The organism is Streptomyces sp. NPDC043854 (genome assembly GCF_056436005.1).
The window spans coordinates 1-21202 of the sequence record NZ_JBWKDK010000036.1; the positions used below are offsets into that span (position 1 = coordinate 1).

Consider the following 21202-nt stretch of genomic DNA (forward strand, 5'->3'; position numbering starts at 1 on the left):
GCCTCCGCGGCTCTGGTGGGTGGCGGTATCGCACTGCCGGCGACCGCGATGGCCGCCCCGGTCGCCGCCGCCCCGCAGCAGGCCGCGTCCTTCGTCCAGGGCGACAGTGCCGACGGCATCGGCACCAGTGGCGACGCGACCGCCGGGAACACGACGGTCGGTGGCGAGGCCGAGAGCGGCAGCGCCCATTCCGGCGTGGGCGGCTGCGAGGGCGGCTGCGACGTCAGCACGGGCAATGCCACCAGCGGCGACGCGAGTGCCGATGCCGTCAACACGGGTGACGCCACTGCGGTGTCCGGTGACGCCACCGGCACGGGCGGCACGGTAACCAAGCAGGAGCTGATCAAGCAGGAGCTCAAGGAGAACCTGAAGGAGCTGCTGAAGGCAAAGATCGGCAAGTGAGGGCCGACAGCCCCGGACGGCACCCGGGAGCCCGTCCCGGCGAGGCTGCCCGCAACCCCCGGACGCCGGAGAGGCCACAGCCTCTCCGGCGTCCGGGGTTGCGCGGCTACTCCTGGATCTCGTTGCCGGGCGGCTCGACCGCAGTCGGGGGCGCCGGGGGCTCGGGGACGACGGGCTTGGTCGCCTCGGGGACGGGTTCCGCGGTCCCGGGGGCCGGGACGTCGGGCGTCACGGGTGCGGGCGGCGGCGGTGCGGTGCCCGGCTCCTTGGTCACCGGGGGCGCCACGGTGCCGGGTTCCTTCGTCACCGGGGGCATGGACGCGGGGGACTTGGTGCCGGGGGATTTGGTGTCCGGGGACTTGGTGCCGGGGGATTTGGTGTCCGGGGACTTGGTGCCAGGGGACTGTGTGCCCGGGGACTTGGTGCCAGGGGACTGTGTGCCCGGGGATTTGGTGCCTGGAGACTTGGTGTCCGGGGATTTGGTGCCGGGGGACTTGGTGTCCGGGGACTTGGTGCCGGGGGACAGTGTGGCCGGGGACTTGGTGCCCGGAGACTTAGTGCCCGGAGACTTAGTGCCGGGGGATTTGGTGCCGGGGGACTTGGTGTCCGGGGGCTTGGTGCCGGGGGACAGGGTCGCCGGTGACTTGCGGGCGGGCGACTTCGTCGGCGGCAGCGGCAGCGGCCAGTGTCCCGGCGGGGGCGTGGTCTTCGTGTCCCGGCGGCCGTGGTGGTCGCCCGGGTGACGGCGGACCCAGTGCCCGTCCTTCGCGTCGAGGATGACGAAGACCTTGATCACTGTGGTTGCGCGGTTGACGACCACGACGTTCTGCGGCCGGTATCCGGACCAGCTGGTTCCCGCCTGCTTGGGCGTGCCCTTCTGGGCGACCGCCCGGGCCAGCGGATTGCCGCAGGCGCAGCGCACCTTCGGCTCGCCGTAGTCGTCGACGAGGACGGCCGTACCGGACTGGAGCACCGATTGGTAGCTCGTGGAGGTGCCGTCGCGGTAGCCGTGGTTGGTGACGCGGGTGTCGGAGCGCAGCTGCACGGGCGTGAGCGAGCGCAGGTATCCGGGGACCGCGGACGGCTGGATGTTCAGCGCGGAGGCGAAGGCGTTGTGCCTGCTCGCGTCGGCGGTCACGTAGCGGATCTGCTTCTCCACGTCGCAGGCCGAGCCGTTGCGGGTCCCGCCGTACAGGCCGGGCTCCCCTCCCGACACGCTGCGGATGGCATGGGCCTGGGTGGGCGCGCCGACCGGCGCGGCCGCCGGCAGCGCCGTGCTCGTGTTCGCCGTCGACGGGGTGAACGGGTCCGGCCCGGTCGTGCTCGTGGGCTGGAGGATGACCTCGTTGGCCTGGGCGGGTCCACCGCCCGGCCGGGTGAGGACGACGGCCAGGACCGTGGCGACGGCGACGGCACTGGTGATCGCCGCGATCCGGGGTACGGACCGCCACCAGGGGCGCTCCCCGTCGCCGGGCTGCCGCTCGGGGCCACCCGGCCCGCCGGGAGGCGGAGGCGGGGGCGGAGGTCCTGACGGCGGGCCGGAAGGGCGGCCGGAAAGGGGCCCGGAAGGCGGGCCCGTGGGACGCTCAGACCGCGGATCGGAACTCACGTTCTCCCCTTCCCGCCGGGATGGGATGCGCGCAACTCGAAGGTGTGGCACCGCTTCAGGCCGTTTGGCGCGGGTTTCACACCGTTAGCCCTCATTGTGAGCTCCGGCACCGCCGGGTCCGCAAGCCGAGCCGGTCCGGCCCCCCGCCCCGCAGCGCGTACTGCACGGACACCCGCGGCGCGCAACTCGACGCTGCCCACGCGCGGCTGTTCGAGCGCGCCGCACGGCCCGCGCGCCGAGGGCGCCGCGCTCCAACTCGCCCGCCGCATGGGGATGGAGCGCCCGCTGCTCGTGCACAGCAAGGCCGTCGGCGGCACCGACTTCAGCTTCTTCGTCGTGTACGGGGCCGTGCCCCACGCCGTGGACCTCGCTGAGGTGCACGTGACGGAGCGCGACTATCCGCTGCTGTCCGCGAAGGAGGCGGACGCGGCGATCCGCGACGGGCTCGGCCGCAAACTCGTTGTGATCGGCGCCTGCATCGGCACGAACGCGCACACCGTCGGCATCGACGCCATCCTCAACATCAAGGGGTTCGCGGGCGAGAAGGGCCTCGAATACTACAAAGCGATGCGCGTGCTCAACCTGGGCGCGCAGGTGCCGGTCGAGGAACTGGTGCGCCGGGCGCGCGCCGAGCGGGCCGACGCGGTCCTGGTGTCGCAGGCCGTCACCCAGCGGGACGCGCACCTCACCAACGTACGCGAGCTGAGCGCGGAACTGCGGGCCGAGTTCGCCGACCACGAGCGGCCGCTGCTGGTCGTGGGCGGGCCCCGCTTCGAGGTGGCCTCGGCCGCCACGCTCGGCGCCGACCGGATCTTCGGCCGCGGCACCACCCCGGGGGACGTGGCGAGCTACCTGGTGCACGCCCTGGTCCCGGCCGCGTCCCCCGGGCCCGCGCCCGTACCCGCCGCCGTCCTGGAGGGCATCGTCTGACGGTCCCCGCCGCCGCTTCCGCGGACGACCGCTTCCGCGGACGGCTTCCGCCCTTCGCCCGCCCCGCAACGTCCAGCTGGAGAATCGCGCGATGCCGAGGGGCGGCCCGTGCCGGTCGGCGAGCCGGGCGAGATGTGCGTCGGCGGCACCGGCGTCAGCCACGGGTACCTGGAGCGCCCCGACCTCACCGCGGCACGCTTCGTCGACGCCGGGGACGGCACCGGCCGGGTACTACCGCAGCGGCGGCTGGGCGGTCGCCGGTGGCGAGGGCCTGCTCTACTACGCCGGCCGCCAGGACGGCCAGGTCAAGCTGCGCGGTTTCCGCATCGAGCTGGGCGAGATCGAGTCGGCGCTGCGCGCACTGCCGGGCGTCTCCGGTGCGGCCTGCCTGGTGACCCGGGACGGCCACGGCGACCAGGCGCTCACCGCCTGTGTCGTCGCCGACCCCGACACCGTGCGCGCGGCCGCGGTCCGCACGGCCTTCGCCGAGCGCCTGCCGGCCCACATGGTGCCGCAGCACGTCCGCCACCTGGACCGGCTGCCGGTGACCCCGCACGGCAAGCTCGACCGCGCGGCCCTGGCCGCGTAACCGCCGGGCGGGTGCCGCGGTGTCTGCGGCGGCTTCACCGCCGACCGCCGCATCCCGATCACCCAGGCCCTGCCCGGCGCCCCGGCGCGCGCCGTCGACACCTGCGCCGCGATCTGCGCGCCCGCAGCCAGGCGGAGCGCGCGCCGGCCGGCGGGCCGGGGCCGGTCGCCCCGGCCGTGGGCTCGGCTTTCGCCGGGGCGCTTGCCGACCGGCTGCACGGCCTGGCCGAGGCGACCCCGGCCGAGAAGGGCGAGGCGGCGGAGGAGCGTCCGAGGACACGGGCCGGCGCGCCGGCACGGCGCGCCGCCACCGCCTCGCCGTGTGCCGACTACCAGGAGGACTTGGTCACTCCCGGCAGGAATCCCGCGTGCGCCTGCTGCCGGGTCCGCACGCGGGAGAGCCCGAACCTGCGCAGGTAGCCGCGGGGGCGGCCGTCCACGCCGTCGCGGTTGCGTACCCGGGTGGCGCTGGCATCGCGCGGCTGCCGGCGCAGCTCCGCCAGGGCGGCCTCCCGTTCGGCCGCCGTGGCGGAAGGCCGGCGGATGATCTCCTTCAGCTCGGCCCGCCGGGCGGCGTACCGCGCCACGATCTCCTTCCGCTTCTCGTTCTGCGCGATCTTGCTCTTCTTCGCCATCAGACCTTCCCTCCCTGGGCGCGGATCCGGGCCACGGCGGCCTCGATGCCGATCGCGTCCACCGTCTTGACGGCCTTGGCGCTCAGCGTCAGCCGGACGTGGCGCCCCTCGCTGGGCAGCCAGTAGCGCTTGCGCTGGATGTTCGGATCGAAGCGGCGCGAGGTGCGCCGGTGGGAGTGGGAGATGGAGTTGCCGAATCCCGGCTTGGCGCCGGTCAGTTGGCAATGGGCTGCCATGGATGCTGCCGCCTCTCTCAATGGGCATGCTTGTTGGAAATGGAAACCATTGCCATATAGTAGCGGCATGGCACGCAACGAGATCCGTCCGGTCATCAAGCTCCGCTCCACGGCAGGCACTGGGTTCACCTACGTCACCCGCAAGAACCGCCGCAACGACCCCGACCGCCTGGTGCTGCGCAAGTACGACCCCGTCGTCGGCCGCCACGTCGACTTCCGCGAAGAACGCTGACCCCCGGCAGCCCCGCCCGACCACCACCGAAAGGCCCCCGCCATGAAGCCCGGAATCCACCCCGCCTACGGGCCCGTCGTCTTCCGCGACACCGCCTCCGGCACCGCTTTCCTCACCCGTTCCACGATGACCAGCGACAAGACCGTCGACTGGGAGGACGGCAACACCTACCCGGTGGTCGACGTGGAGATATCCTCCGCGAGCCACCCCTTCTACACGGGCACCGCCCGCGTCCTCGACACCGCCGGCCGCGTCGAGAAGTTCCAGCGCCGCTACGGAACCCGGTGATGGACCGCGAGCACCAGCTCCCCGTCGTGATCGTCGCCGGGATGCACGCCGAGGCACGCAAGGAGGTCGTCGAACGCCTTCTCCAGTGCGTACAAGGGAGCGTGGCACTGCACCACGATCTGGCCGGGGCGCCCGACGGCACCGTGCTCCGCGTGATCCGCGACGCCTCCGGCACCCTCTCCACCGGTGACACGCCGCTGGTCAACGACTGCGCGTGCTGCGCACTGCGCGAGGACCTGGTGCCGGAGCTGGAACGGATGGCGGACGGCGGCCTGACCCGGCTCGCCGTGGTCGAGCTGTGGGACTCGGTCGAACCGAAGGCCATGGCCGAGGTCATCGCCGGGCACGGCGGGGACCGGCTCGTCCTGACGAACGTGATCACAGCTGTGGACCCCGCACTCGTCCTGCCCTGTCTCGGCAACGGCGACGACCTGGCCGAGGCAGGCCTCGCGGCGGCCCCCACCGACCAGCGGACCGTCGGGGACACCTGGGCTCGTCAGCTGGAGTACGCGCCGGTCCTCGCCCTCGTCGACAGCGACGAGGCCGACGACGAGGACCGCGCGCTCCTCGCTCAGCTGCATCCCACCGCCCTGCGGGTACCGGCCGGTTCCGTCGAACTCGCCCGGGCCGCGTTCGCCGGTTTCGACGTCGAGGCCGCCGCAGCCGCCCAGCACCCCGCGTGTGCGCTCCTGCCCCAGGACGCCGACGAGGCCGGCGTCGCCACGTTCGTGTGGCACCGCCGCAGGCCGTTCCATCCGGAACGCCTCTACCAGGCACTGGAAGACCTGTGCTGCGCCGCCGCGCGCAGCCGCGGCCGGTTCTGGCTCGCCGACCGCCCCGACACCCTGCTCGCCTGGGACGCGGCCGGCGGGGCCCTGTGCGTGGAGAGCGCCGGGCCGTGGCTGGCATCGCTGCCGGACGCGGCATGGGACATGGTCCCTCCCATGCGACGGGCGGCGGCCGCGCTCGACTGGCACCCCGAGCACGGCGACTGCTGCCAGCACCTCGTCTTCACCTCGCCCGGCCTCGACCGCGACGGTCTGGAGAGACTCCTCGATTCCTGCCTGCTGACGGACGCGGAGTACGCGTCGGGGCGTGAGGCATGGAAACACCTGCCCGCAGCCTTCGACTCCCTCCTCGACGCTGCCTGACACCCACCACATACGACCCGGTCACGGCCCGGCACGACCGTGACGAAACCTTCCTGCAAGGGGATACCGACATGGCCCGACGCCACGACATCCGCAAGCCCGCCAAGTCCCGGCCCAACCCGCTCGACGCGGCCGGGATCACGTACATCGACTACAAGGACACCGACCTGCTGCGGAAGTTCATCTCCGACCGGGGGAAGATCCGCAGCCGGCGGGTCACCCGCGTGACGGCCCAGCAGCAGCGGGCCCTCGCCACCGCCGTCAAGAACGCGCGGGAGATGGCCCTGCTGCCGTACGCCGTTCGCTGACGGCCGCCCCGGCGCATCCCCGGATGCGCCGGGGGCCTACTCGGCCGACCCGGTCTCCACCTGCCCCGACACCGACGAGCCCACCGCACGCGCGAACTGCATCAACTGTCTCTCCCCGCCCGCCCCCTGCTGCGGGAGCACGAACCCTCGACCCGCGTCCTGGTCATCCTCTCCGGCTCGGCCAAGGTGACCTCCGCGGCACCCAACGGGTACGAGGCGCTCGCTCGCCGTCCCCGCCGGCCGGTTCGGCGCCCTTCTCGACGAACGACCGGTCATCGCCCGGAAGTTACTCGCCCTGACCGCCGACCCCACCCGCGACAGCGACCGGCGGCGCGTGCAGTTCGCCTCCCTCACGGTGCAGGAGCGGCTCGCCCTCCGCCGTCATGGCCGAGGCCGACCTGCCGTCGGCCATGGCGCTCCTCATCCGCTCCTGGCCGGCGGACCAGCGGCTGCGCGCCCGGCTCGCGGCGGCCAACGCGCTGGCCCTCGCCCACCACCTGGGCGCCCCGCGCATCTCCCGGATCCTCGCGCAGTGGTGCACCGCCGCGGACCACCGGCTGCGCTGGACCGCTGTCCGCAGCTACGCCCTGGTCGGGGACGCCTTTCCCCGGGAGGCGCTCGCCGCGCTGATCGACGCCGTACGCGGAATGGAGACCCGGGGCGGGCCCGCACGCGGCTGGGCGGAGGAGCTCAACGACCTCGCCCAGTCCGCCGCCGCGCTGCTGCTCGCCGCCGGGCAGGAGGCGGCCGCAGGCGACGACTGGGACACGGCCGCCGACCTGTGGGGCGCGCTCGTGACCCTCACCCACGGCGCCACCAGGCAGTTCGCGCTGCGTGCCATGGTCCACGCCTGCGGTCCCGCGGACGGGCCCGCGGGCACGGGCCGCCCTCTCCTGCTCGACCTGTTCGGGCGCGCCGATCCGAAACCCGGCACGGACGGAGCGGTGCTGCGCCACGCCATCGCCGCACTGTGGCGGAGCGTCCTCAACGACCCCATGTGCTCTGCGTCCGGACTGAACACCCTGCGCCAATGGGTCCGGGCCGCCGAGAACGACGGAGGAGCCGACCGCGCTCGCCGAGCTGGTGCCCCTCGCTGCGCAGGCGCGGCAGCGGCGGCAGTACCGGGTGTTCCCCCGCAGGGCCCGGCACCCGCGCCCCTCGGCGTACCGCCCATCCCACAGCAGTACCCGCTCCAGCCGTACGCGCCGCAGCCCTACCCCGGACAGCCCTCCGGCGCGCCGCCACACCCCGGGCCCAGGCAGCCGGCGGCCGTCTCGTGGCCAAGGCCGCACACACGAACGCCGAGACACGACTCCGAAACGTCAGACTCGTCATGTCCCAGCAACTGCAACGCTAGCCGAACGAGGCGCCGAGCCGTCAGCGACGGGCTCGGGGCCGGTACCGGTCCGGGGCTGGGAGGTACGGGGGCCGTTGGGAGGCGTGCCCATGGTGGTCTTCCCGCTCCTGTCCCCTTCAGGACGGTGGTGGTGCGGGTGCCGGTCGTGGCCCGGGTTCCCGGTCGGGTTCCGGTGAGGGCGGCGGCTCCGGCTCGGGTGCATGGGGGTCGGTGGGGAAGGGGTGGGTGGGCGGTGCCGGGTGTGGGGCCGGGCCCGGTGGGAACGGATGGGTGGGAGTAGCCGCTGCGGTCTCGACCCCGCTTCCGGTGTCGTACGTGTCCACGAGGAAGGTCACCGGCCCCGGACGGGTGCGGGCGAACGCCCGGAACGCCTGCTCCTCGTCCCCGAAGGCTTGGATATAGGAGTGCGCCATCGTCCACACCGCCCGGTCCTGATGGGCGCGTCTACCGCTTCCCTGTCCCCCGCTTGGCGGCTACCCGCCTTTCCCTGGTTGATTCCCCCGGCTCTGTCGATCGTGCCGGCGGCGGATGCGCAAGGCATGGCGGCTCGTGCCATCCGCGGAGTCACGTTGTGTGGCCGCACCGGCCGTGTCGGCGTGCAGGTGGGCCGGACGGAGCGCAGGATGGTGCCGCCCGTCATCTTTCCGGCAGGAGACCGCCGTGCTCGAACGCAAGCAGCGCAAGGACCGGACCGAGATCACCTTCGTGCTCCCCGCGGACACCCCGCCGGGGCCGGTGAGTGTCGTGGGTGACTTCAACGACTGGGACCCTTACGCCCATCCCCTGCGGGCCAGGAAGGGCATGACGCGGGCTGTGACGATCGCCCTGCCGCGCGAGTCCAGCCACTCCTTCCGATACCTGGCTGCCGGCGACTACTGGTTCAACGACGAGTCCGCTGATGGCGAGGACGGCCCCAACAGCCGAGTCCATACCTGAGACCCCGCTGTTCAGGACAGGTCCATAGAGGGACGACCCCGTTTCCGGGCAGCCCGGGCTGCCCGACCTCTGCGATTTCTGCCGTCCTGTCGGCGGGTCCTTGTCCTCGGCCCTCGCATCAGGTCGTGGACGACCTCACCCTCGGCCCGGAGGGCGCCCGGTGGATGCGGCCGTTCCCCGTGCATGGGCACGGCCGCAGCGGGCAGGCACTCGGTGAAGGACGCGTGCGGCCAGGCCGCCCCGCGCGGGTGGTCGTGCGCTCACCGTGACGAGCAAAGTGGAAACGATCACGAACTACGACAATCGACAGCGAGCATGTCGAGGCCGATCTCGACAACGGCATCCTGACGGTGCGCGTGCCCAAGACCGCCGGGGGCAAGACGCATCACAAGATCCCCATCACCGGCGGCCGCGGCCGGACGGAGAAGCCGGCCTGAGCCCGCAGCAGCGGGCTCGGCGGCCCGGTGGGAGGAGGAAACCGTGGTTCTGGTGACGGCGGGCCCGGTGGGCGCACCGTGCTGGCTCAGTCTGACGGCACGTGATCTTGAGGCGTCCGAGCGCTTCTACAACGCGGTGCTCGGCTGGACCTTCAGGCGCGGCAGCCTCGGCCGGGCGTACTCCGTGGCCGAAGCCGACGGCGTCCCGTTGGCCGGTATCGCCGCCGTGGCAAGTCAGTTCGCCGTCCCCGTGGCGTGGACCCCGTACTTCGCCGTCGACGACGCCGACGACGCGGTGGCCCGGATCCGCGAGCGGGGCGGCACCGTCGCCGTCGGCCCCGTACCGTACCCGCCCCGCGGACGCGCCGCCCTGGCCGCCGATCGCGAGGGCGCGACCTTCGGGATCTGGGAAGGCGGCGTGCTGTCCGACTGGCGGATCGGTGACGGAGCGGCCCCCGCGTGGCTGGAGCTGCACACCAGGGACGCCTTCGCCGCCGCCGTCTTCTACGGCGAGGCCCTGCAGTGGGCCGCGGACGGCGGCCACGGCTACTGCGAGGTGTCGTACGAGCAGGACCAGGTCGTCCTGCGACACGACGGCCACGCCGTGGCACGCCTCAACAGCGGTCCCGTCGAGGAGGCCGCCGCGAAACCGCAGCTGCGGCCACGCTGGCTGGCCCACTTCAAGGTCCGCGACCTGAAGCCGGCCACTGAGGCGGCAGTCGAACACGGCGGCGCGATCGTCCCGGACGGCCCCTGGCCGAGCGGCGGACGGCAGGTCACCGTACGCGACCCGGAGGGCGCCCTGTTCGCCCTGGACGCGTCGCTCACCGCTCCCGGGCCGGTCATCCCCTGACCGGCCCGGAAGGGGGCGGAAGGGAGGAGCACGGTGAACCGGCCGAACGCATCCTGCCCGTGCTCGATGCCATCGAACGGGCCCGCGGGCTCGGTGAGGTCAACGGCGGGCTGTGGGCCGTGGCGGAGGCCCTGGAGGAACGGCTCGCGGACCTCGGGCTGGAGCGCGTGGGCGCAGCAGGCGAGCCCTTCGACCCGGCCCGCCACGAAGCCGTCGACCACCAGGTCTCCGACCAGGTGGCGGCGCCCTCCCTTCGACCCGGCCCGCCACGAAGCCGTCGACCACCAGGTCTCCGACCAGGTGGCGGCGCCCGTCTGCACCGCCGTCCTGCGCACCGGATACCGGGTGGGGGCGCGGCTGCTCCGCCCGGCCCGGGTATCGGTCACCGAGCCCCCGGGGCAGGCGCCGGCGGACGGCTGAGCAGAGACGAAGTGGAGTGCATGATTCCGAAGATGATGCGGGCCTGGGCCGCTGCCGCCGCCCGACCGGGGACGGTCGAGTGCGTCGAGCTGCCGGTGCCGGTGCCGGCGCCGGACGAGCTGCTGGTCCGGGTGCGCGCGTGCGGTGTGTGCCGGACCGATCTACACGTCCGCGACGGCGACCTGCCACCCCGCCGGGATCGGGTCGTACCCGGCCACGAGGCCGTCGGCGAGGTCGTCGCGACCGGCAGCGGGATCGCCGGACCGCAGCTCGGCGCCCGGGTCGGCATCCCGTGGTTGCGCAGCACGTGTGGTGCGTGCCGACACTGTGCGCGGGGCCGGGAGAACCTGTGTCCCGCGTCCGTGTACACGGGATGGGACGCGGACGGCGGCTACGCCGAGTACGCCACCGTGCCCGCGCGGTACGCCTACGAGCTGCCGGCCGGCTACAGCGCCGAGGAACTGGCCCCGCTGCTGTGCGCGGGGATCATCGGCTACCGGGCCCTGCGCCGCGCCGGCCTCCCCGCGGGCGGCCACCTCGGCGTGTACGGCTTCGGCGCCTCCGCCCACCTCACGACGCAGCTCGCCGTCGCGCAGGGCGCCACCGTCCACGTGCTCACCCGCTCGCCGGCCGCCCGGGCGCTGGCCCTGGAGCTCGGCGCCGCCTCGGCGGGCGACGCCGACGCGGGTCCGCCGGAGCCGCTGGACGCCGCGGTCCTCTTCGCCCCCGACGGCGCCCTCGTCCCCGTGGCCCTGGAGGCACTGGACAGCGGCGGAACGCTGAGCATCGCGGGGATCCACCTCTCCGACATCCCGCCACTGGACTACCAGCGCCACCTCTTCCGCGAGCGCACCGTCCGCAGCGTCACCGCCAACACCCGCGAAGACGGCCGGGCGTTCCTCGCTGCGGCAGCCGAGCACCGGCTGCGGCCGACACTCACCCGCTACGACTTCGCGCAGGCCGACACGGCGCTGGACGACCTCGCCGCGGGCCGGGTCCACGGCGCGGCAGTCCTGCGCATGCCCGGGGCGTGACCACTTCCCGGCTGCGCGGTCACGGACGGCGGTGGGGGCGATGCCGGTGTACTCCACCAGCGCAGCCGATGACCCGCGCAGTCGGTGACCCGCGCGGCGCGCACGCGGCCCGCGCCGCGGTGTGGCCCGCTCAGACCGGTTCGGCCCTCCGCCCGCCCTCGGGGATCACCAGCGGGGTGCCGGCCACCGGGCACGGGATGACCGCCGCGCGCAGGCCGAAGACCTCCTGGACCAGGTCCGGGGTGACGATCTCGGCCGGCGCCCCGGCGGCGACCACGCGGCCGTCGCGCATCGCGACGAGGTGGTCGGCGTAGCGGCAGGCGAGGTTCAGTTCGTGCAGGACCATCACCACCGTGCGGCCTTCCGTGCGGTTGAGTCCTGCGACGAGTTCGAGGACATCGACCTGGTGGGCGAGGTCGAGGTAGGTGGTCGGCTCGTCCAGCAGCAGGACGGGGGTGTCCTGGGCGAGGGCCATGGCGATCCACACGCGCTGGCGCTGGCCGCCGGAGAGTTCGTCGATCGAGCGGTGCGCGAGCTCTGCCGCGCCGGTCGCCGCCAGGGCTGCGCCCACGGCCGCCTCGTCCGTCGAGGACCACTGCCGCCACCAGCGCTGGTGCGGGGTGCGGCCGCGGGCCACCAGGTCCCGTACGGTGATGCCGTCCGGGGCGCTGGGGGTCTGCGGCAACAGGGCGAGGCGCAGCGCGAACTCGCGTGCGGACATGGTGGCGATGTCCTCGCCGTCGAGCAGGACTGTTCCGCCGACCGGTTTCAGCAGCCGGGCCAGGGCGCGCAAGGCGGTCGACTTGCCGCACGCGTTGGGGCCGACGAGGGCAGTGACCTTCCCGGCCGGGACCGGCAGTTCGAGCTCCTCGGCGACGATCCGGTCGCCGTAGCCCAGCCGCAGGCCGTTGCCGTGGAGCGCGGTGGCGGGCGCGGAGGCGGGTGCGGCGCCGGGTACGCCGGCGGGCGATGTGGCGGTGGAGTCGGCCATGTCAGCCTCCCTTTCCGGCCCGGTTGGCCCGGGCGAGGAGCAGCAGCAGGTACGGGGCGCCCACGGCGCCGGTGAGGACGCCGACCGGCAGCTCGGTCGGCGCCAGGGCGAGCCGGGCGGCGAGGTCGGCGAGGATCAGCAGCACGGCGCCGGTGAGCGCGCTGCCGACCAGCGGGATGCCGGCCGTGCCCGTCAGTCGCCGGGCGATCTGCGGGGCGCCGAGGGCGATGAAGGCGATGGGCCCGGCGGCCGACGTGGCCAGCGCGGTCAGGCACGTGGCCAGGACCAGCAGGGCGATCCGGGCGTGCCGCAGCGGGATGCCGAGGCCGCGCGCGGTGTCGTCGTCGTACTGGAGCAGCGCGTACGGGCGGGCCAGCGCCAGGGTGAGCGGCAGCAGCACGGCCAGAGCGGTCCCGGCCCACTGGACGTGCTCGTAGCCGCGGCCGTTGAGGCTGCCGGTGAGCCAGACCATGGCCCGGGAGGCCTGGTCGATGTCGGCGCGGGCGAGCATCCAGCGGGTGAGCGCGAGGAGGGCGCCGTTCGCGGCGAGGCCGACGAGGACGAACCGGTAGCCGGTGATGGTGCCGTCGCGGTACGCCAGCAGGTAGATGGCGCCGGAGGTGAGCAGGGCACCGGCGAGCGCGCCGAACGGCACCGCGCCGAAGGTTCCGGCTCCGGCCGCGGTGACCCCGCCGATCAGGATGGCGCCGACCGCGCCCGCGCCGGAGCCCGCCGCGATGCCGATGAGATCGGGGCTGGCGAGCGGATTGCGGGTGACGGCCTGGTAGACCGCGCCCGCGAGGCCGAAGGCGGCTCCGACGAGCAGGGCGGTCAGCGCCCGGGGCAGCCGCAGTTGATGGATGATCAGGTCGGCGGCGCCGTCGCCGGAGCCGAACACGGCCCCCAGGACCTCGCCCACCGGGATGGCGTACGTGCCCAGGGAGACGGAGGCGACGAGCGCCGCGAAGCCGGTCGCGGCGAGGGCCAGGACGGTGAGAGCGACCCGCGGCCGCAGGGACACCCCGACCGGCCCGGCCTCGAACCGCCACGGATCCAGGGGCTTCCTGGGGTTCAGGGGGCGCACGGTGCTCATCGGGTGTGCTCCTTGAGCTTGCCGCGCTTGACCAGGAGCGCGAGGAACGGGGCGCCGAGGAGGGCGGTGACCACCCCGGCCTCCAGTTCACCGGGTCGGGCCACCATCCGGCCGACCACATCGGCCGTCAGCATCAGGGTCGCTCCGCCCAGCGCCGAACAGGGCACCAGCCAGCGGGCGTCGGGCCCGGTGAAGGCCCGTACGACATGGGGCACGACCAGGCCGACGAAGGTGACGGGACCGGCCGCGGCGACGGCGGCGCCGGTGAGCAGGATGACCGCGAGCGCGCCGAGCGCCCGGGTGGCCCTTACCGGGGTGCCGAGGCTGGTGGCGAGATCGTCGCCGAGGGCGAGGGAGTTGAGGCGCCCGCTGAGCCCGAGGGCCAGCAGGAGTCCGACGGCGACGAACGGCAGGAGTTCCAGGCCCAGTCCGGGGTCGCGGCCCGCGAGGGAGCCCACGGCCCAGAAGCGGTACTGGTCCAGGGTGCGGACGTCGAGGAGGATCAGGGTGTTGGTCCCGGCGTCGAGCAGTACGGTCACGGCCGCGCCCGCCAGGGCCAGTTTGGCAGGGGTGGCGCCGCCGTGGCCGGTGCCGCCGACCGCGTACGCGAGCAGTCCGGCCAGCGCCCCGCCCAGGAAGGCGAACCAGATGTACTGGTACGAACTGGTCAGCCCCAGTGCTCCGATGCTCGCGGCGACCGCGAACGAGCCGCCCGCGCTGATACCGATCAGGCCGGGGTCCCCGAGCGGGTTGCGGGTGATGTCCTGGGCCACGGCCCCGGCGGCCCCCAGTGCCAGGCCGACGAGCAGCCCCAAGAGGGTGCGCGGCATGCGCAGTTCACGGATCACGACGGCGTCGCCGTCCGTGTCGCCGCCGAGCGCGGCCCACACGTCCGAGAGCGGTATGGACTTGGTGCCGATCGCGAGTGAGGCGCATCCTGCGGCGACCACGGCGGCGAGCAGCACCGCCGTGGTCGTGAGGCGCGTGGCGACGCGTGGCGGGGAGGGGGGATCGGGGCGGGCCGGCAAGGCCGGTCGTGTGGTGGCGGGCTTCACAGACACACGTCCCAAGGTAAGGCATGCCTAACCCCGGACTTCGGCCACCCCCCGTGGGGATCCGGCCACGAAGGGGCGTTATTCTTACGCTGCCCTTATGAAGGTAAGCCTTGCCTAAGTTTATTTGTCTGTGTCCGCTCATGGGAGACTCCGATGAACACCCTCACTCAGCGCCGCCGGCCCGGCCGGATCGCCGCCGCCGTCCTGACGGCGGCCCTGGCCTTCTCGCTTGCCGCCTGCGGCGGCGGCGGTGACGAGAAGTCGGCCGCGGACCAGGCGACGGCCGCCGCATCCGACGCCGGCTTCCCGCGCACCATCGCCCACGACAAGGGCAGCACTGAACTCAAGGCCAAGCCCAAGCGCGTGGTGGCGCTGGACAACAGCCTGGTCGAGGCCGTGGTCGCGCTGGAGACCCCGCTGGTCGGCGGCATCGGATCGTACCGTGACCAGAAGGGCTTCCCCGCCTACCTGGGCGACGCGGTCAAGGACACCAAGGACGTCGGTCCGCTCGACAGCCCGAACCTGGAGCAGATCGCGGCGCTCAAGCCGGACCTGATCGTGTCGGCCACCGTGCGCCACGCGGACCTCTACGACCAGCTGAGCAAGATCGCCCCGACCGTCTTCGTCAAGACCACCGGCCCGATCTGGAAGGAGAACATCACCCTCCTCGGTCAGGCCCTGGGCGCGGAGGAGAAGGCGAAGGCCAAGCTCACGGCGTACGAGACCCGCGCCAAGAAGATCGGTGACGCCGTCAACGCCAAGGGCGGCGGGGCGAACGGCAAGCCCACCTTCTCGGTGGTCCGCTTCCTCGACGGGCCGACGCGCGTCTACCTGCCCAAGACCTTCAGCGGCATCGTGCTGACCGACATGGGCCTGGCCCGGCCGGCGAACCAGCAGGACCAGAAGGAGTTCAGCATCGAGATCAGCGAGGAGCAGATCCAGCAGGCCGATGCCGACCACATCTTCATGACGACCTTCTCCGGCGGTGAGGAGCGCAAGGGGAAGTTCCTCGCCAACCCGCTGTGGCAGCGCCTGAACGCGGTGCAGAAGGGCAACGTCCACGAGGTGGCGGATGCCACCTGGATGACCTCGGTGTCGCTCCAGGGCGCCGACCAGATGCTCGACGACATAGCGAAGGCCTTCCAGGTCGACCCCGCGAAGTAGCCGCCGGGCGAGGGCCGGTTCCGGCGGGCAGGCCGCGATTGCGGTGGGGAGCGGTTCGGCCACGGCCGGCCCGCTCCTCCTCGCGCAGAGGGGCTATCGTCGGATGGGGGCGGCCATAGTGTCCTGGGCCGATTCGAGGTGTGGCGGGGAGTCGGCCTCTGCCGGAAGGGCGACCAGTCATGCAGGGCGATCCCGAGGTCCTCGAGTTCCTCAACGAACAGCTGACCGCGGAGCTGACCGCGATCAACCAGTACTTCCTCCACTCCAAGATGCAGGAGAGCTTCGGCTGGACGAGGCTCGCCGCGTACACGCGTCACGAGTCCTTCGACGAGATGAACCACGCGGAGCACCTGACCGACCGCATTCTCTACCTCGAAGGCCTGCCCAACTACCAGCGGCTGTTCCACGTGCGCGTGGGGCAGTCGGTCACCGAGATGTTCCAGGTCGACCGCGAGGTCGAGGTCGAGGCGATCGACCGGCTCCGGCGCGGCATCGAGGTCATGCGCGCCAAGGGGGACATCACCTCGGCGAACCTCTTCGAATCGATCCTCGCCGACGAGGAGCACCACATCGACTACCTCGACGCGCAGCTGGCGCTCGTCGAGAAGCTGGGTGAGCCGCTGTACATCGCCCAGCTGATCGCACAGCCCGAGAGCTGAGCCGCCTCCTCGCGGCACCCGTGATCCCAGGGGATCGGTCCCCGCCGCGGACCCGTCCCCCGTACGGGCCTGTCTCGCGGACTCACCCGCGTGGTGCCGGAATCTCGCCCCCCGTCGCACGTAAGGTTAGCCTGTCCTAATAGTGGCGGTATGTCCTGCCTGCGGTCGGGCGGCCGGCAGTGGAGGAGTGGGATCGTGCGAACCCCCCGGATCGGGCTCGTCCTCGCGGCGGCTCTCGGCGGCCTGCTGGCCCTGGGGGCCACGGCGTGCGGATCGGCCACCGGAGAGCAGGTGCAGGCGGGCCCCACGGCCCCGTCCGACAAGAAGGTCGTCGTGTACAGCGGCCGCAGCGAGTCGCTGGTCAAGCCGGTACTGGAGGGCTTCCGGAAGTCCACCGGCATCGCCGTCGAGGTGCGGTACGGCGACACCGCGCAGATGGCGGCGCAGCTGCTGGAGGAGGGGGAGCGCAGCCCCGCCGACGTGTTCCTCGCCCAGGACGCCGGGGCTCTGGGCGCCGTGACGGCCAAGGGGCTGTTCGCCCAGCTGCCGGCCGAGGTGCTGGACAAAGTGCCCTCGGCGTACCGGGCGCGAGGCGGCGAGTGGGTCGGAGTCACCGGCCGCTCGCGCGTCATGGTCTACAACACCGGCCGGGTGCCCGCCGCCGACCTCCCGAAGTCCGTATTCGAGCTGACCGGGCCCGCATGGAAGGGCAAGGTCGGCATCGCGCCCGCCAACGGATCCTTCCAAGCCTTCATCACCGCGATGCGGGTGGAGCACGGAGAGGAGAAGACCAGGGAGTTCCTCGCCGGGCTGAAGGCCAATGACGCCCAGATCAGGGAGGGCAACGCGTCCATCGTCGCCGACGTGGACAAGGGCACGCTCGCCGCCGGGCTGGTCAACCACTACTACGTGTACGAGCTGGCCAAGGAGAAGGGCACCACCGTCGGCGCCCTCAAGGCGAAGAACCACTTCTTCCCCGACAGGGACATCGGCTCCCTCGTCAACGTCTCCGGGGTGGGCGTGCTCGACCGGTCCGCCACCGACCCGGACGTACGGGCCTTCGTCGACTACCTGCTCGGCACCGAGGCGCAGACCTACTTCGCCACCCAGACCTACGAGTACCCGCTGGTCGCGGGCATTCCCTCTGCGCCCGGGCTGCCCGCGCTGTCCTCGCTGAGCGCACCGGAAGTCGACCTGAACGAGCTGGCCGGACTGGAGGCCACGGTCAAAATGATCAAGGAATCGGGGCTGGTCTGAGCACGCCCCTGCGCACCCTGCAACGGGCGCGGCGGCTGGCGACGCCGCGTCCGGCGCTGGCCTGCGCGGCCCTGCTGGCCGTCGCCGGTGCCCTCATTCCCCTGGTCTACCTGGGGGTACGGGTCGCCGAGGCGGGATGGGGCCGGATCACCGCCGAGCTGCTCACCGCGCGCACCGGCGAGCTCGCAGCCCGGAGCGTGGGGCTCGCGGCAGTCGTCACCGCCGCCTGCACGGCGCTCGGGGTGGCCGCGGCCTTCCTGGTCACCCGCACCGACATACCGGCGCGGCGGCTGTTCGGGGTGCTGGCGGCCCTGCCGCTCGCGGTCCCCAGCTACGTCGCCGCCTTCGCCTGGGTCTCCACCGTGGCGGACTTCGAGGGCTTCTGGGCGGCCGCGCTGGTCCTCACGCTGGTCTCGTACCCGTACGTCTACCTGCCCGTCGCGGCCGCGCTGACCGGCGTGGACCCGGCGCAGGAGGAGGTGTCGCGGTCGCTGGGACGCGGGCCGTGGCGTACGGCCCTCGGCGTGACCCTGCGCCAGGTCCGCCCGGCCGTCGGGGCGGGCGCACTGCTCGTCGCGCTCTACGTGCTCTCCGACTTCGGAGCCGTCTCCATCCTCCGGGCCGATGTCTTCACCAGGGCCGTCTTCCTCGCGATCAACCTCGGTTTCGACCGCACCGGCGCTCTCGTGCTCGCCACGGTCCTGGTCGCCCTCACCGTGCTGCTCCTCCTCGCCGAACAGCTCACCCGACGGCGCGGCGCCCGCTACGCCCGGCTCGGCGGCGGCGCACCCCGCCCGCCCGCGCGGCTGCGGCTGCGCACCTTGCGGTGGCCGGCCGCGCTGGGGCTCGCCGGGCTGATCGCCACCGCCCTCGGCGTGCCCGCGGCCGGCCTGCTCCGCTGGACCCTCGAAGGGGTGTCCCGGCCCGGATCGCTCGCCGAGCTCGCCACCGCGGCCCGCAACTCCCTCGGAGCCGCCGTGCTCGGCACCGTCCTCACCATGCTGCTCGCCCTGCCCGTGGGGCTGCTCGGCGCCCGCGTGCCCGGCACCCTCGCCGTCGCCCTGGACCGGCTGGCCTACCTCTCCCACGCCCTGCCCGGCCTGGTCATCGGCCTTTCCCTGGTGTTCTTCGGAATCCACGTCGCCCGCCCGCTCTACCAGTCCGTCTGGCTCCTCGCGCTGGCCTATGCGGCGCTCTTCCTGCCCCTCGCCGTGGCGGCCGTGGGCGCTGCCGCGGCCCAGGCACCACCCGGCCTGGAGGAGGTCGCCCGCTCGCTGGGCCGCCGCCGGGCCCATGTGCTGCGCACCGTGACCGTGCCCCTGGCCGCACCCGGCATCGGCGCCGGAACCGCGCTCGTCTTCCTCACCTGCATGAAGGAGCTGCCCGCCACCCTGCTGCTGCGGCCGACCGGACTCGACACCCTCGCCACCGGCCTGTGGACGCACACCTCCGTCGCCGAGTACGCCGCCGCCGCACCCTACGCGGCCCTGCTGGTGCTCATCGCCGCCGTCCCCACCTGGTGGCTGTCGGCGCGCACCGGAGTACTCACCCGGGGAGGCGGCTGACATGGCGGAACTGCGCGTCACCGGCGTACGCAAGGCCTACGGCCGCGTCCAGGCGCTCGACGGGGTCGACCTCACCGTCCGATCCGGAGCCCTGATGGCCGTACTCGGCCCCTCCGGTTCGGGCAAGACCACCCTGCTGCGCTGCATCGCCGGCTTCGAGCCGCCGGACGCGGGCGAGATCCGCGTCGACGGCCACCGGGTCGCCACCCCCGGCACCGCGGTCCCGCCCGAGCGGCGACGGATCGCGGTGGTCCCTCAGGAGGGCGCGCTCTTCCCGCACCTGACCGTCCTCGGCAACGTCGCCTACGGCCTTGACAGGGCCGCACGGCGGGCCGGCCGGGCAGACGCGGTGCTGGACCTGGTGGGTCTGGCCGGCTTCCAGGACCGGATGCCGCACCACCTCTCCGGCGGCCAGCAGCAGCGTGTCGCGGTCGCCCGCGCACTCGCACCCCGCCCACCGGTCGTCCTGCTCGACGAACCCTTCAACGCACTCGACGCCGCCCTGCGGGCCGAACTGCGCCAGGACGTCTGGCAGGCCCTGCGCGCCGACGGCGCCACAGCCGTCCTCGTCACCCACGACCAGGCCGAAGCCCTGTCCACGGCCGACGAGATCGCGGTCATGCGCGACGGCAGGATCATCCAGAGCGGGGCGCCCGAACTCCTCTACCACGCGCCGGCCGACCCGTGGGTGGCCTCCTTCGTCGGCGACGCGGTCTGGCTGCCCGCCGTGCTGGACGGCAACCGGGCCCGCACCCCACTCGGCGCCGTACCGGTCACACCGGGCGAACGCGCCCTGCCCACCGGACCGGTGCGCGTGCTCCTGCGACCCGAGCAGATCACGCTCGCCCCGCCCGGTACCCCGGATGCCGTCGTCGCAACCGTCATACGCCGCGACTTCTACGGCCACGACGCGGTGCTCGCCCTGCGCCTGGCCGACGGCACTGCCGTGGCCGCCCGGATCTTCGACCCGACGACGGCCCCGCCCGCCGCCGGCGACGCGGTCACCCTGCGCGTCCGCGGCTGTGCACGCCCCTACCCACTCGGCGGACACCGCTGATTCCGCAGGGCGGCAGCCAGGAGACGGCACACTGACCACCTGTCACGGGCCACGCGCACCGTCCCCGTGCACGGACGGCAGGGACCCGTCCGCGGTGATGGCCCAGCGCTCGTGGTCGCGCCACACGCCGGCGATCCTGATGACCATGGCGGAGGAGGTGCGACGCCGCCTCGTGGCGGGCGACCGCGGTACGGGGCCCGGGGACCCGCCGGCCGAGGGCTCGTGACGACGAAACAGCACGGCGACGGACACGACGTGGTCCGATCCGGTGCGCCGATACCACGGCGGTCGATGAGCGCGGGCGCCAGGGACGACGCTCAGGTGGCCGTGGCCGTGGCCGTGGCCGCCGGCAGCGGAGCCGGTGTCGGCATGGGGATCTCGAAGTGCACCGTGCCGAAGCCGCCGTGTTCGCCCGTCGTGCGGGCATCGAAGACCTCGGTGGCGAGGCTGCGCCAGAAGGCTTCCGCGCCTGGGATGTTCACGTTCGTGTGCAGGTAGATGCTCTCGTACCCCGGCGCGTCGGCGATGAACGCGCATGCCGCCCGCACCATGGCGCGGGCCAGGCCGTGCCGCCGGTGCTCCGGGCGTACGTACACCCGCAGGAGCTGCGCCGTGCGCCCCGAGGGGTACCGCTCTGCGAGCCGGCGCGGGTGCGGTGGGTGGGAGGGGCCGCGGGAGTTCACCGCGGTCGTGCCGACAACCCCGCCGTCGAGCACGGCGACCACGAGGGTGTGGCGCGGGTGCCGTAGGTAGGTGCCCTCGATGTCCACCACGTCGTCGTGCCACTGCGGTACGTAGCCGTACCCGAACTCGGCGTAGAAGGTGTCGAGCATGACGCTCCGCGCCCCCGGTGCGTCCTCCGGCCGTGCGTGGCGGACCAAGTAGGGCCCGACCTCAGCCTGTTCTCTGCGATCCATGCGGCGCACGCTACCCGAAAAGCTCCCT

At 73.3% G+C, this 21202-nt stretch carries 24 protein-coding genes and 3 pseudogenes; 19 read left to right on the forward strand and 8 right to left on the reverse strand.

All coding sequences use genetic code 11. The annotated features are described in order from the left end of the window. Positions 1-402, forward strand: a pseudogene (locus AC068A_RS26995) (hypothetical protein); the annotation flags it as partial. A gap of 106 nt (positions 403-508) precedes the next feature. On the opposite strand, the gene AC068A_RS27000 reads toward AC068A_RS26995, so the two are convergent. Then, positions 509-2011, reverse strand: coding sequence for a DUF6777 domain-containing protein (locus AC068A_RS27000; RefSeq protein ID WP_478588843.1), 1503 nt, complete (start codon positions 2009-2011; stop codon positions 509-511). A gap of 96 nt (positions 2012-2107) precedes the next feature. On the opposite strand from AC068A_RS27000, the gene AC068A_RS27005 reads away from it, so the two are divergent. Beyond that, complete coding sequence (locus tag AC068A_RS27005) at positions 2108-2941, forward strand: OAM dimerization domain-containing protein (RefSeq protein WP_478588844.1); 834 nt, start codon at positions 2108-2110, stop codon at positions 2939-2941. A gap of 91 nt (positions 2942-3032) precedes the next feature. After that, positions 3033-3530 carry an AMP-binding enzyme gene (locus tag AC068A_RS27010; protein WP_478588845.1) on the forward strand — a complete coding sequence of 166 codons (498 nt, stop codon included), beginning with the start codon at positions 3033-3035 and terminating at the stop codon, positions 3528-3530. Positions 3531-3858: 328 nt separating this feature from the next. On the opposite strand, the gene rpsN is transcribed toward AC068A_RS27010, so the two are convergent. Together rpsN and rpmB are read right to left on the reverse strand one after the other, a co-directional pair. Then, positions 3859-4164, reverse strand: a complete 306-nt coding sequence (gene rpsN, locus AC068A_RS27015; protein WP_478588846.1) for a 30S ribosomal protein S14 — start codon at positions 4162-4164, stop codon at positions 3859-3861. After that, the gene (gene rpmB / locus AC068A_RS27020) at positions 4164-4400 is read right to left on the reverse strand and encodes a 50S ribosomal protein L28 (protein ID WP_478588847.1); all 237 of its coding nucleotides are present in this window, start codon (positions 4398-4400) and stop codon (positions 4164-4166) included. The genes rpsN and rpmB overlap by 1 nt, the downstream gene beginning before the upstream one ends. A gap of 67 nt (positions 4401-4467) precedes the next feature. On the opposite strand from rpmB, the gene rpmG reads away from it, so the two are divergent. From rpmG to AC068A_RS27045, 5 genes are all read left to right on the forward strand, one after another. Next, positions 4468-4632, forward strand: coding sequence for a 50S ribosomal protein L33 (rpmG, locus tag AC068A_RS27025; protein WP_099198435.1), 165 nt, complete (start codon positions 4468-4470; stop codon positions 4630-4632). Between the two features lie 42 nt (positions 4633-4674). Beyond that, entirely contained in the window at positions 4675-4920 is a 246-nt protein-coding gene (locus AC068A_RS27030; RefSeq protein ID WP_150206900.1) for a type B 50S ribosomal protein L31, read from the forward strand. Next, positions 4920-6071, forward strand: coding sequence for a CobW family GTP-binding protein (locus AC068A_RS27035; RefSeq protein ID WP_478588848.1), 1152 nt, complete (start codon positions 4920-4922; stop codon positions 6069-6071). Before AC068A_RS27030 ends, AC068A_RS27035 begins: the two co-directional genes overlap by 1 nt. 71 nt (positions 6072-6142) lie before the next feature. Then, on the forward strand, positions 6143-6379 hold the full coding sequence (gene rpsR, locus AC068A_RS27040) for a 30S ribosomal protein S18 (RefSeq protein ID WP_478588849.1): 237 nt from the start codon (positions 6143-6145) through the stop codon (positions 6377-6379). Positions 6380-6762: 383 nt separating this feature from the next. Beyond that, complete coding sequence (locus tag AC068A_RS27045) at positions 6763-8016, forward strand: hypothetical protein (protein ID WP_478588850.1); 1254 nt, start codon at positions 6763-6765, stop codon at positions 8014-8016. Between the two features lies 1 nt (position 8017). On the opposite strand, the pseudogene AC068A_RS27050 reads toward AC068A_RS27045, so the two are convergent. After that, a pseudogene (locus AC068A_RS27050) lies at positions 8018-8164 on the reverse strand (nicotinate phosphoribosyltransferase); the annotation flags it as partial. Between the two features lie 232 nt (positions 8165-8396). Between AC068A_RS27050 and AC068A_RS27055 the strand changes: the two are divergent. From AC068A_RS27055 to AC068A_RS27080, 6 genes and pseudogenes are all read left to right on the forward strand, one after another. Continuing rightward, the gene (locus tag AC068A_RS27055; RefSeq protein WP_478588851.1) at positions 8397-8672 is read left to right on the forward strand and encodes an isoamylase early set domain-containing protein; all 276 of its coding nucleotides are present in this window, start codon (positions 8397-8399) and stop codon (positions 8670-8672) included. 302 nt (positions 8673-8974) lie between these two features. After that, entirely contained in the window at positions 8975-9109 is a 135-nt protein-coding gene (locus AC068A_RS27060; protein ID WP_478588903.1) for an Hsp20 family protein, read from the forward strand. Positions 9110-9152: 43 nt separating this feature from the next. Beyond that, the gene (locus AC068A_RS27065) at positions 9153-9962 is read left to right on the forward strand and encodes a VOC family protein (protein WP_478588852.1); all 810 of its coding nucleotides are present in this window, start codon (positions 9153-9155) and stop codon (positions 9960-9962) included. Positions 9963-10021: 59 nt separating this feature from the next. Then, a pseudogene (locus AC068A_RS27070) lies at positions 10022-10087 on the forward strand (hypothetical protein); the annotation flags it as partial. Between the two features lie 175 nt (positions 10088-10262). Then, positions 10263-10382 carry a hypothetical protein gene (locus tag AC068A_RS27075; protein ID WP_478588904.1) on the forward strand — a complete coding sequence of 40 codons (120 nt, stop codon included), beginning with the start codon at positions 10263-10265 and terminating at the stop codon, positions 10380-10382. Positions 10383-10417: 35 nt separating this feature from the next. Further along, the gene (locus tag AC068A_RS27080) at positions 10418-11416 is read left to right on the forward strand and encodes a zinc-dependent alcohol dehydrogenase family protein (protein ID WP_478588905.1); all 999 of its coding nucleotides are present in this window, start codon (positions 10418-10420) and stop codon (positions 11414-11416) included. Between the two features lie 130 nt (positions 11417-11546). On the opposite strand, the gene AC068A_RS27085 is transcribed toward AC068A_RS27080, so the two are convergent. The 3 genes from AC068A_RS27085 to AC068A_RS27095 are packed head-to-tail and all read right to left on the reverse strand — an operon-like array spanning position 11547 to position 14555. Next, on the reverse strand, positions 11547-12407 hold the full coding sequence (locus AC068A_RS27085; RefSeq protein WP_478588853.1) for an ABC transporter ATP-binding protein: 861 nt from the start codon (positions 12405-12407) through the stop codon (positions 11547-11549). 1 nt (position 12408) lies between these two features. Next, on the reverse strand, positions 12409-13500 hold the full coding sequence (locus tag AC068A_RS27090) for a FecCD family ABC transporter permease (RefSeq protein ID WP_478588854.1): 1092 nt from the start codon (positions 13498-13500) through the stop codon (positions 12409-12411). After that, entirely contained in the window at positions 13497-14555 is a 1059-nt protein-coding gene (locus AC068A_RS27095) for a FecCD family ABC transporter permease (protein ID WP_478588906.1), read from the reverse strand. Before AC068A_RS27095 ends, AC068A_RS27090 begins: the two co-directional genes overlap by 4 nt. A gap of 153 nt (positions 14556-14708) precedes the next feature. Here AC068A_RS27095 and AC068A_RS27100 point away from each other — a divergent pair, with 153 nt between their 5' ends. From AC068A_RS27100 to AC068A_RS27120, 5 genes are all read left to right on the forward strand, one after another. Then, complete coding sequence (locus tag AC068A_RS27100; RefSeq protein ID WP_478588855.1) at positions 14709-15719, forward strand: ABC transporter substrate-binding protein; 1011 nt, start codon at positions 14709-14711, stop codon at positions 15717-15719. A gap of 179 nt (positions 15720-15898) precedes the next feature. Continuing rightward, on the forward strand, positions 15899-16378 hold the full coding sequence (gene bfr / locus AC068A_RS27105; RefSeq protein WP_478588856.1) for a bacterioferritin: 480 nt from the start codon (positions 15899-15901) through the stop codon (positions 16376-16378). A gap of 195 nt (positions 16379-16573) precedes the next feature. Next, the gene (locus AC068A_RS27110; protein WP_478588857.1) at positions 16574-17635 is read left to right on the forward strand and encodes an iron ABC transporter substrate-binding protein; all 1062 of its coding nucleotides are present in this window, start codon (positions 16574-16576) and stop codon (positions 17633-17635) included. A gap of 197 nt (positions 17636-17832) precedes the next feature. After that, entirely contained in the window at positions 17833-19200 is a 1368-nt protein-coding gene (locus AC068A_RS27115; protein WP_478588858.1) for an ABC transporter permease, read from the forward strand. A gap of 1 nt (position 19201) precedes the next feature. Next, positions 19202-20257 (forward strand): ABC transporter ATP-binding protein, encoded by a 1056-nt coding sequence (locus tag AC068A_RS27120; RefSeq protein WP_478588859.1) that lies wholly within the window; start codon positions 19202-19204, stop codon positions 20255-20257. A gap of 317 nt (positions 20258-20574) precedes the next feature. Here the strand turns inward: AC068A_RS27120 and AC068A_RS27125 are convergent, their stop codons facing one another. Further along, entirely contained in the window at positions 20575-21174 is a 600-nt protein-coding gene (locus tag AC068A_RS27125) for a GNAT family N-acetyltransferase (RefSeq protein WP_478588860.1), read from the reverse strand. Positions 21175-21202: the final 28 nt, after the last annotated feature.

Coding starts and splice junctions, on each gene's coding strand:
- AC068A_RS27010 (WP_478588845.1), top strand. CDS start 3,033: ATGCCGAGGGGCGGCCCGTGCCGGTCGGCGAGCCGGGCGAGATGTGCG.
- rpsN (WP_478588846.1), bottom strand. CDS start 4,164: ATGGCGAAGAAGAGCAAGATCGCGCAGAACGAGAAGCGGAAGGAGATC.
- rpmB (WP_478588847.1), bottom strand. CDS start 4,400: ATGGCAGCCCATTGCCAACTGACCGGCGCCAAGCCGGGATTCGGCAAC.
- rpmG (WP_099198435.1), top strand. CDS start 4,468: ATGGCACGCAACGAGATCCGTCCGGTCATCAAGCTCCGCTCCACGGCA.
- AC068A_RS27030 (WP_150206900.1), top strand. CDS start 4,675: ATGAAGCCCGGAATCCACCCCGCCTACGGGCCCGTCGTCTTCCGCGAC.
- AC068A_RS27035 (WP_478588848.1), top strand. CDS start 4,920: ATGGACCGCGAGCACCAGCTCCCCGTCGTGATCGTCGCCGGGATGCAC.
- rpsR (WP_478588849.1), top strand. CDS start 6,143: ATGGCCCGACGCCACGACATCCGCAAGCCCGCCAAGTCCCGGCCCAAC.
- AC068A_RS27045 (WP_478588850.1), top strand. CDS start 6,763: ATGGCCGAGGCCGACCTGCCGTCGGCCATGGCGCTCCTCATCCGCTCC.
- AC068A_RS27080 (WP_478588905.1), top strand. CDS start 10,418: ATGCGGGCCTGGGCCGCTGCCGCCGCCCGACCGGGGACGGTCGAGTGC.
- AC068A_RS27085 (WP_478588853.1), bottom strand. CDS start 12,407: ATGGCCGACTCCACCGCCACATCGCCCGCCGGCGTACCCGGCGCCGCA.
- AC068A_RS27090 (WP_478588854.1), bottom strand. CDS start 13,500: ATGAGCACCGTGCGCCCCCTGAACCCCAGGAAGCCCCTGGATCCGTGG.
- AC068A_RS27100 (WP_478588855.1), top strand. CDS start 14,709: ATGAACACCCTCACTCAGCGCCGCCGGCCCGGCCGGATCGCCGCCGCC.
- bfr (WP_478588856.1), top strand. CDS start 15,899: ATGCAGGGCGATCCCGAGGTCCTCGAGTTCCTCAACGAACAGCTGACC.
- AC068A_RS27120 (WP_478588859.1), top strand. CDS start 19,202: ATGGCGGAACTGCGCGTCACCGGCGTACGCAAGGCCTACGGCCGCGTC.
- AC068A_RS27125 (WP_478588860.1), bottom strand. CDS start 21,174: ATGGATCGCAGAGAACAGGCTGAGGTCGGGCCCTACTTGGTCCGCCAC.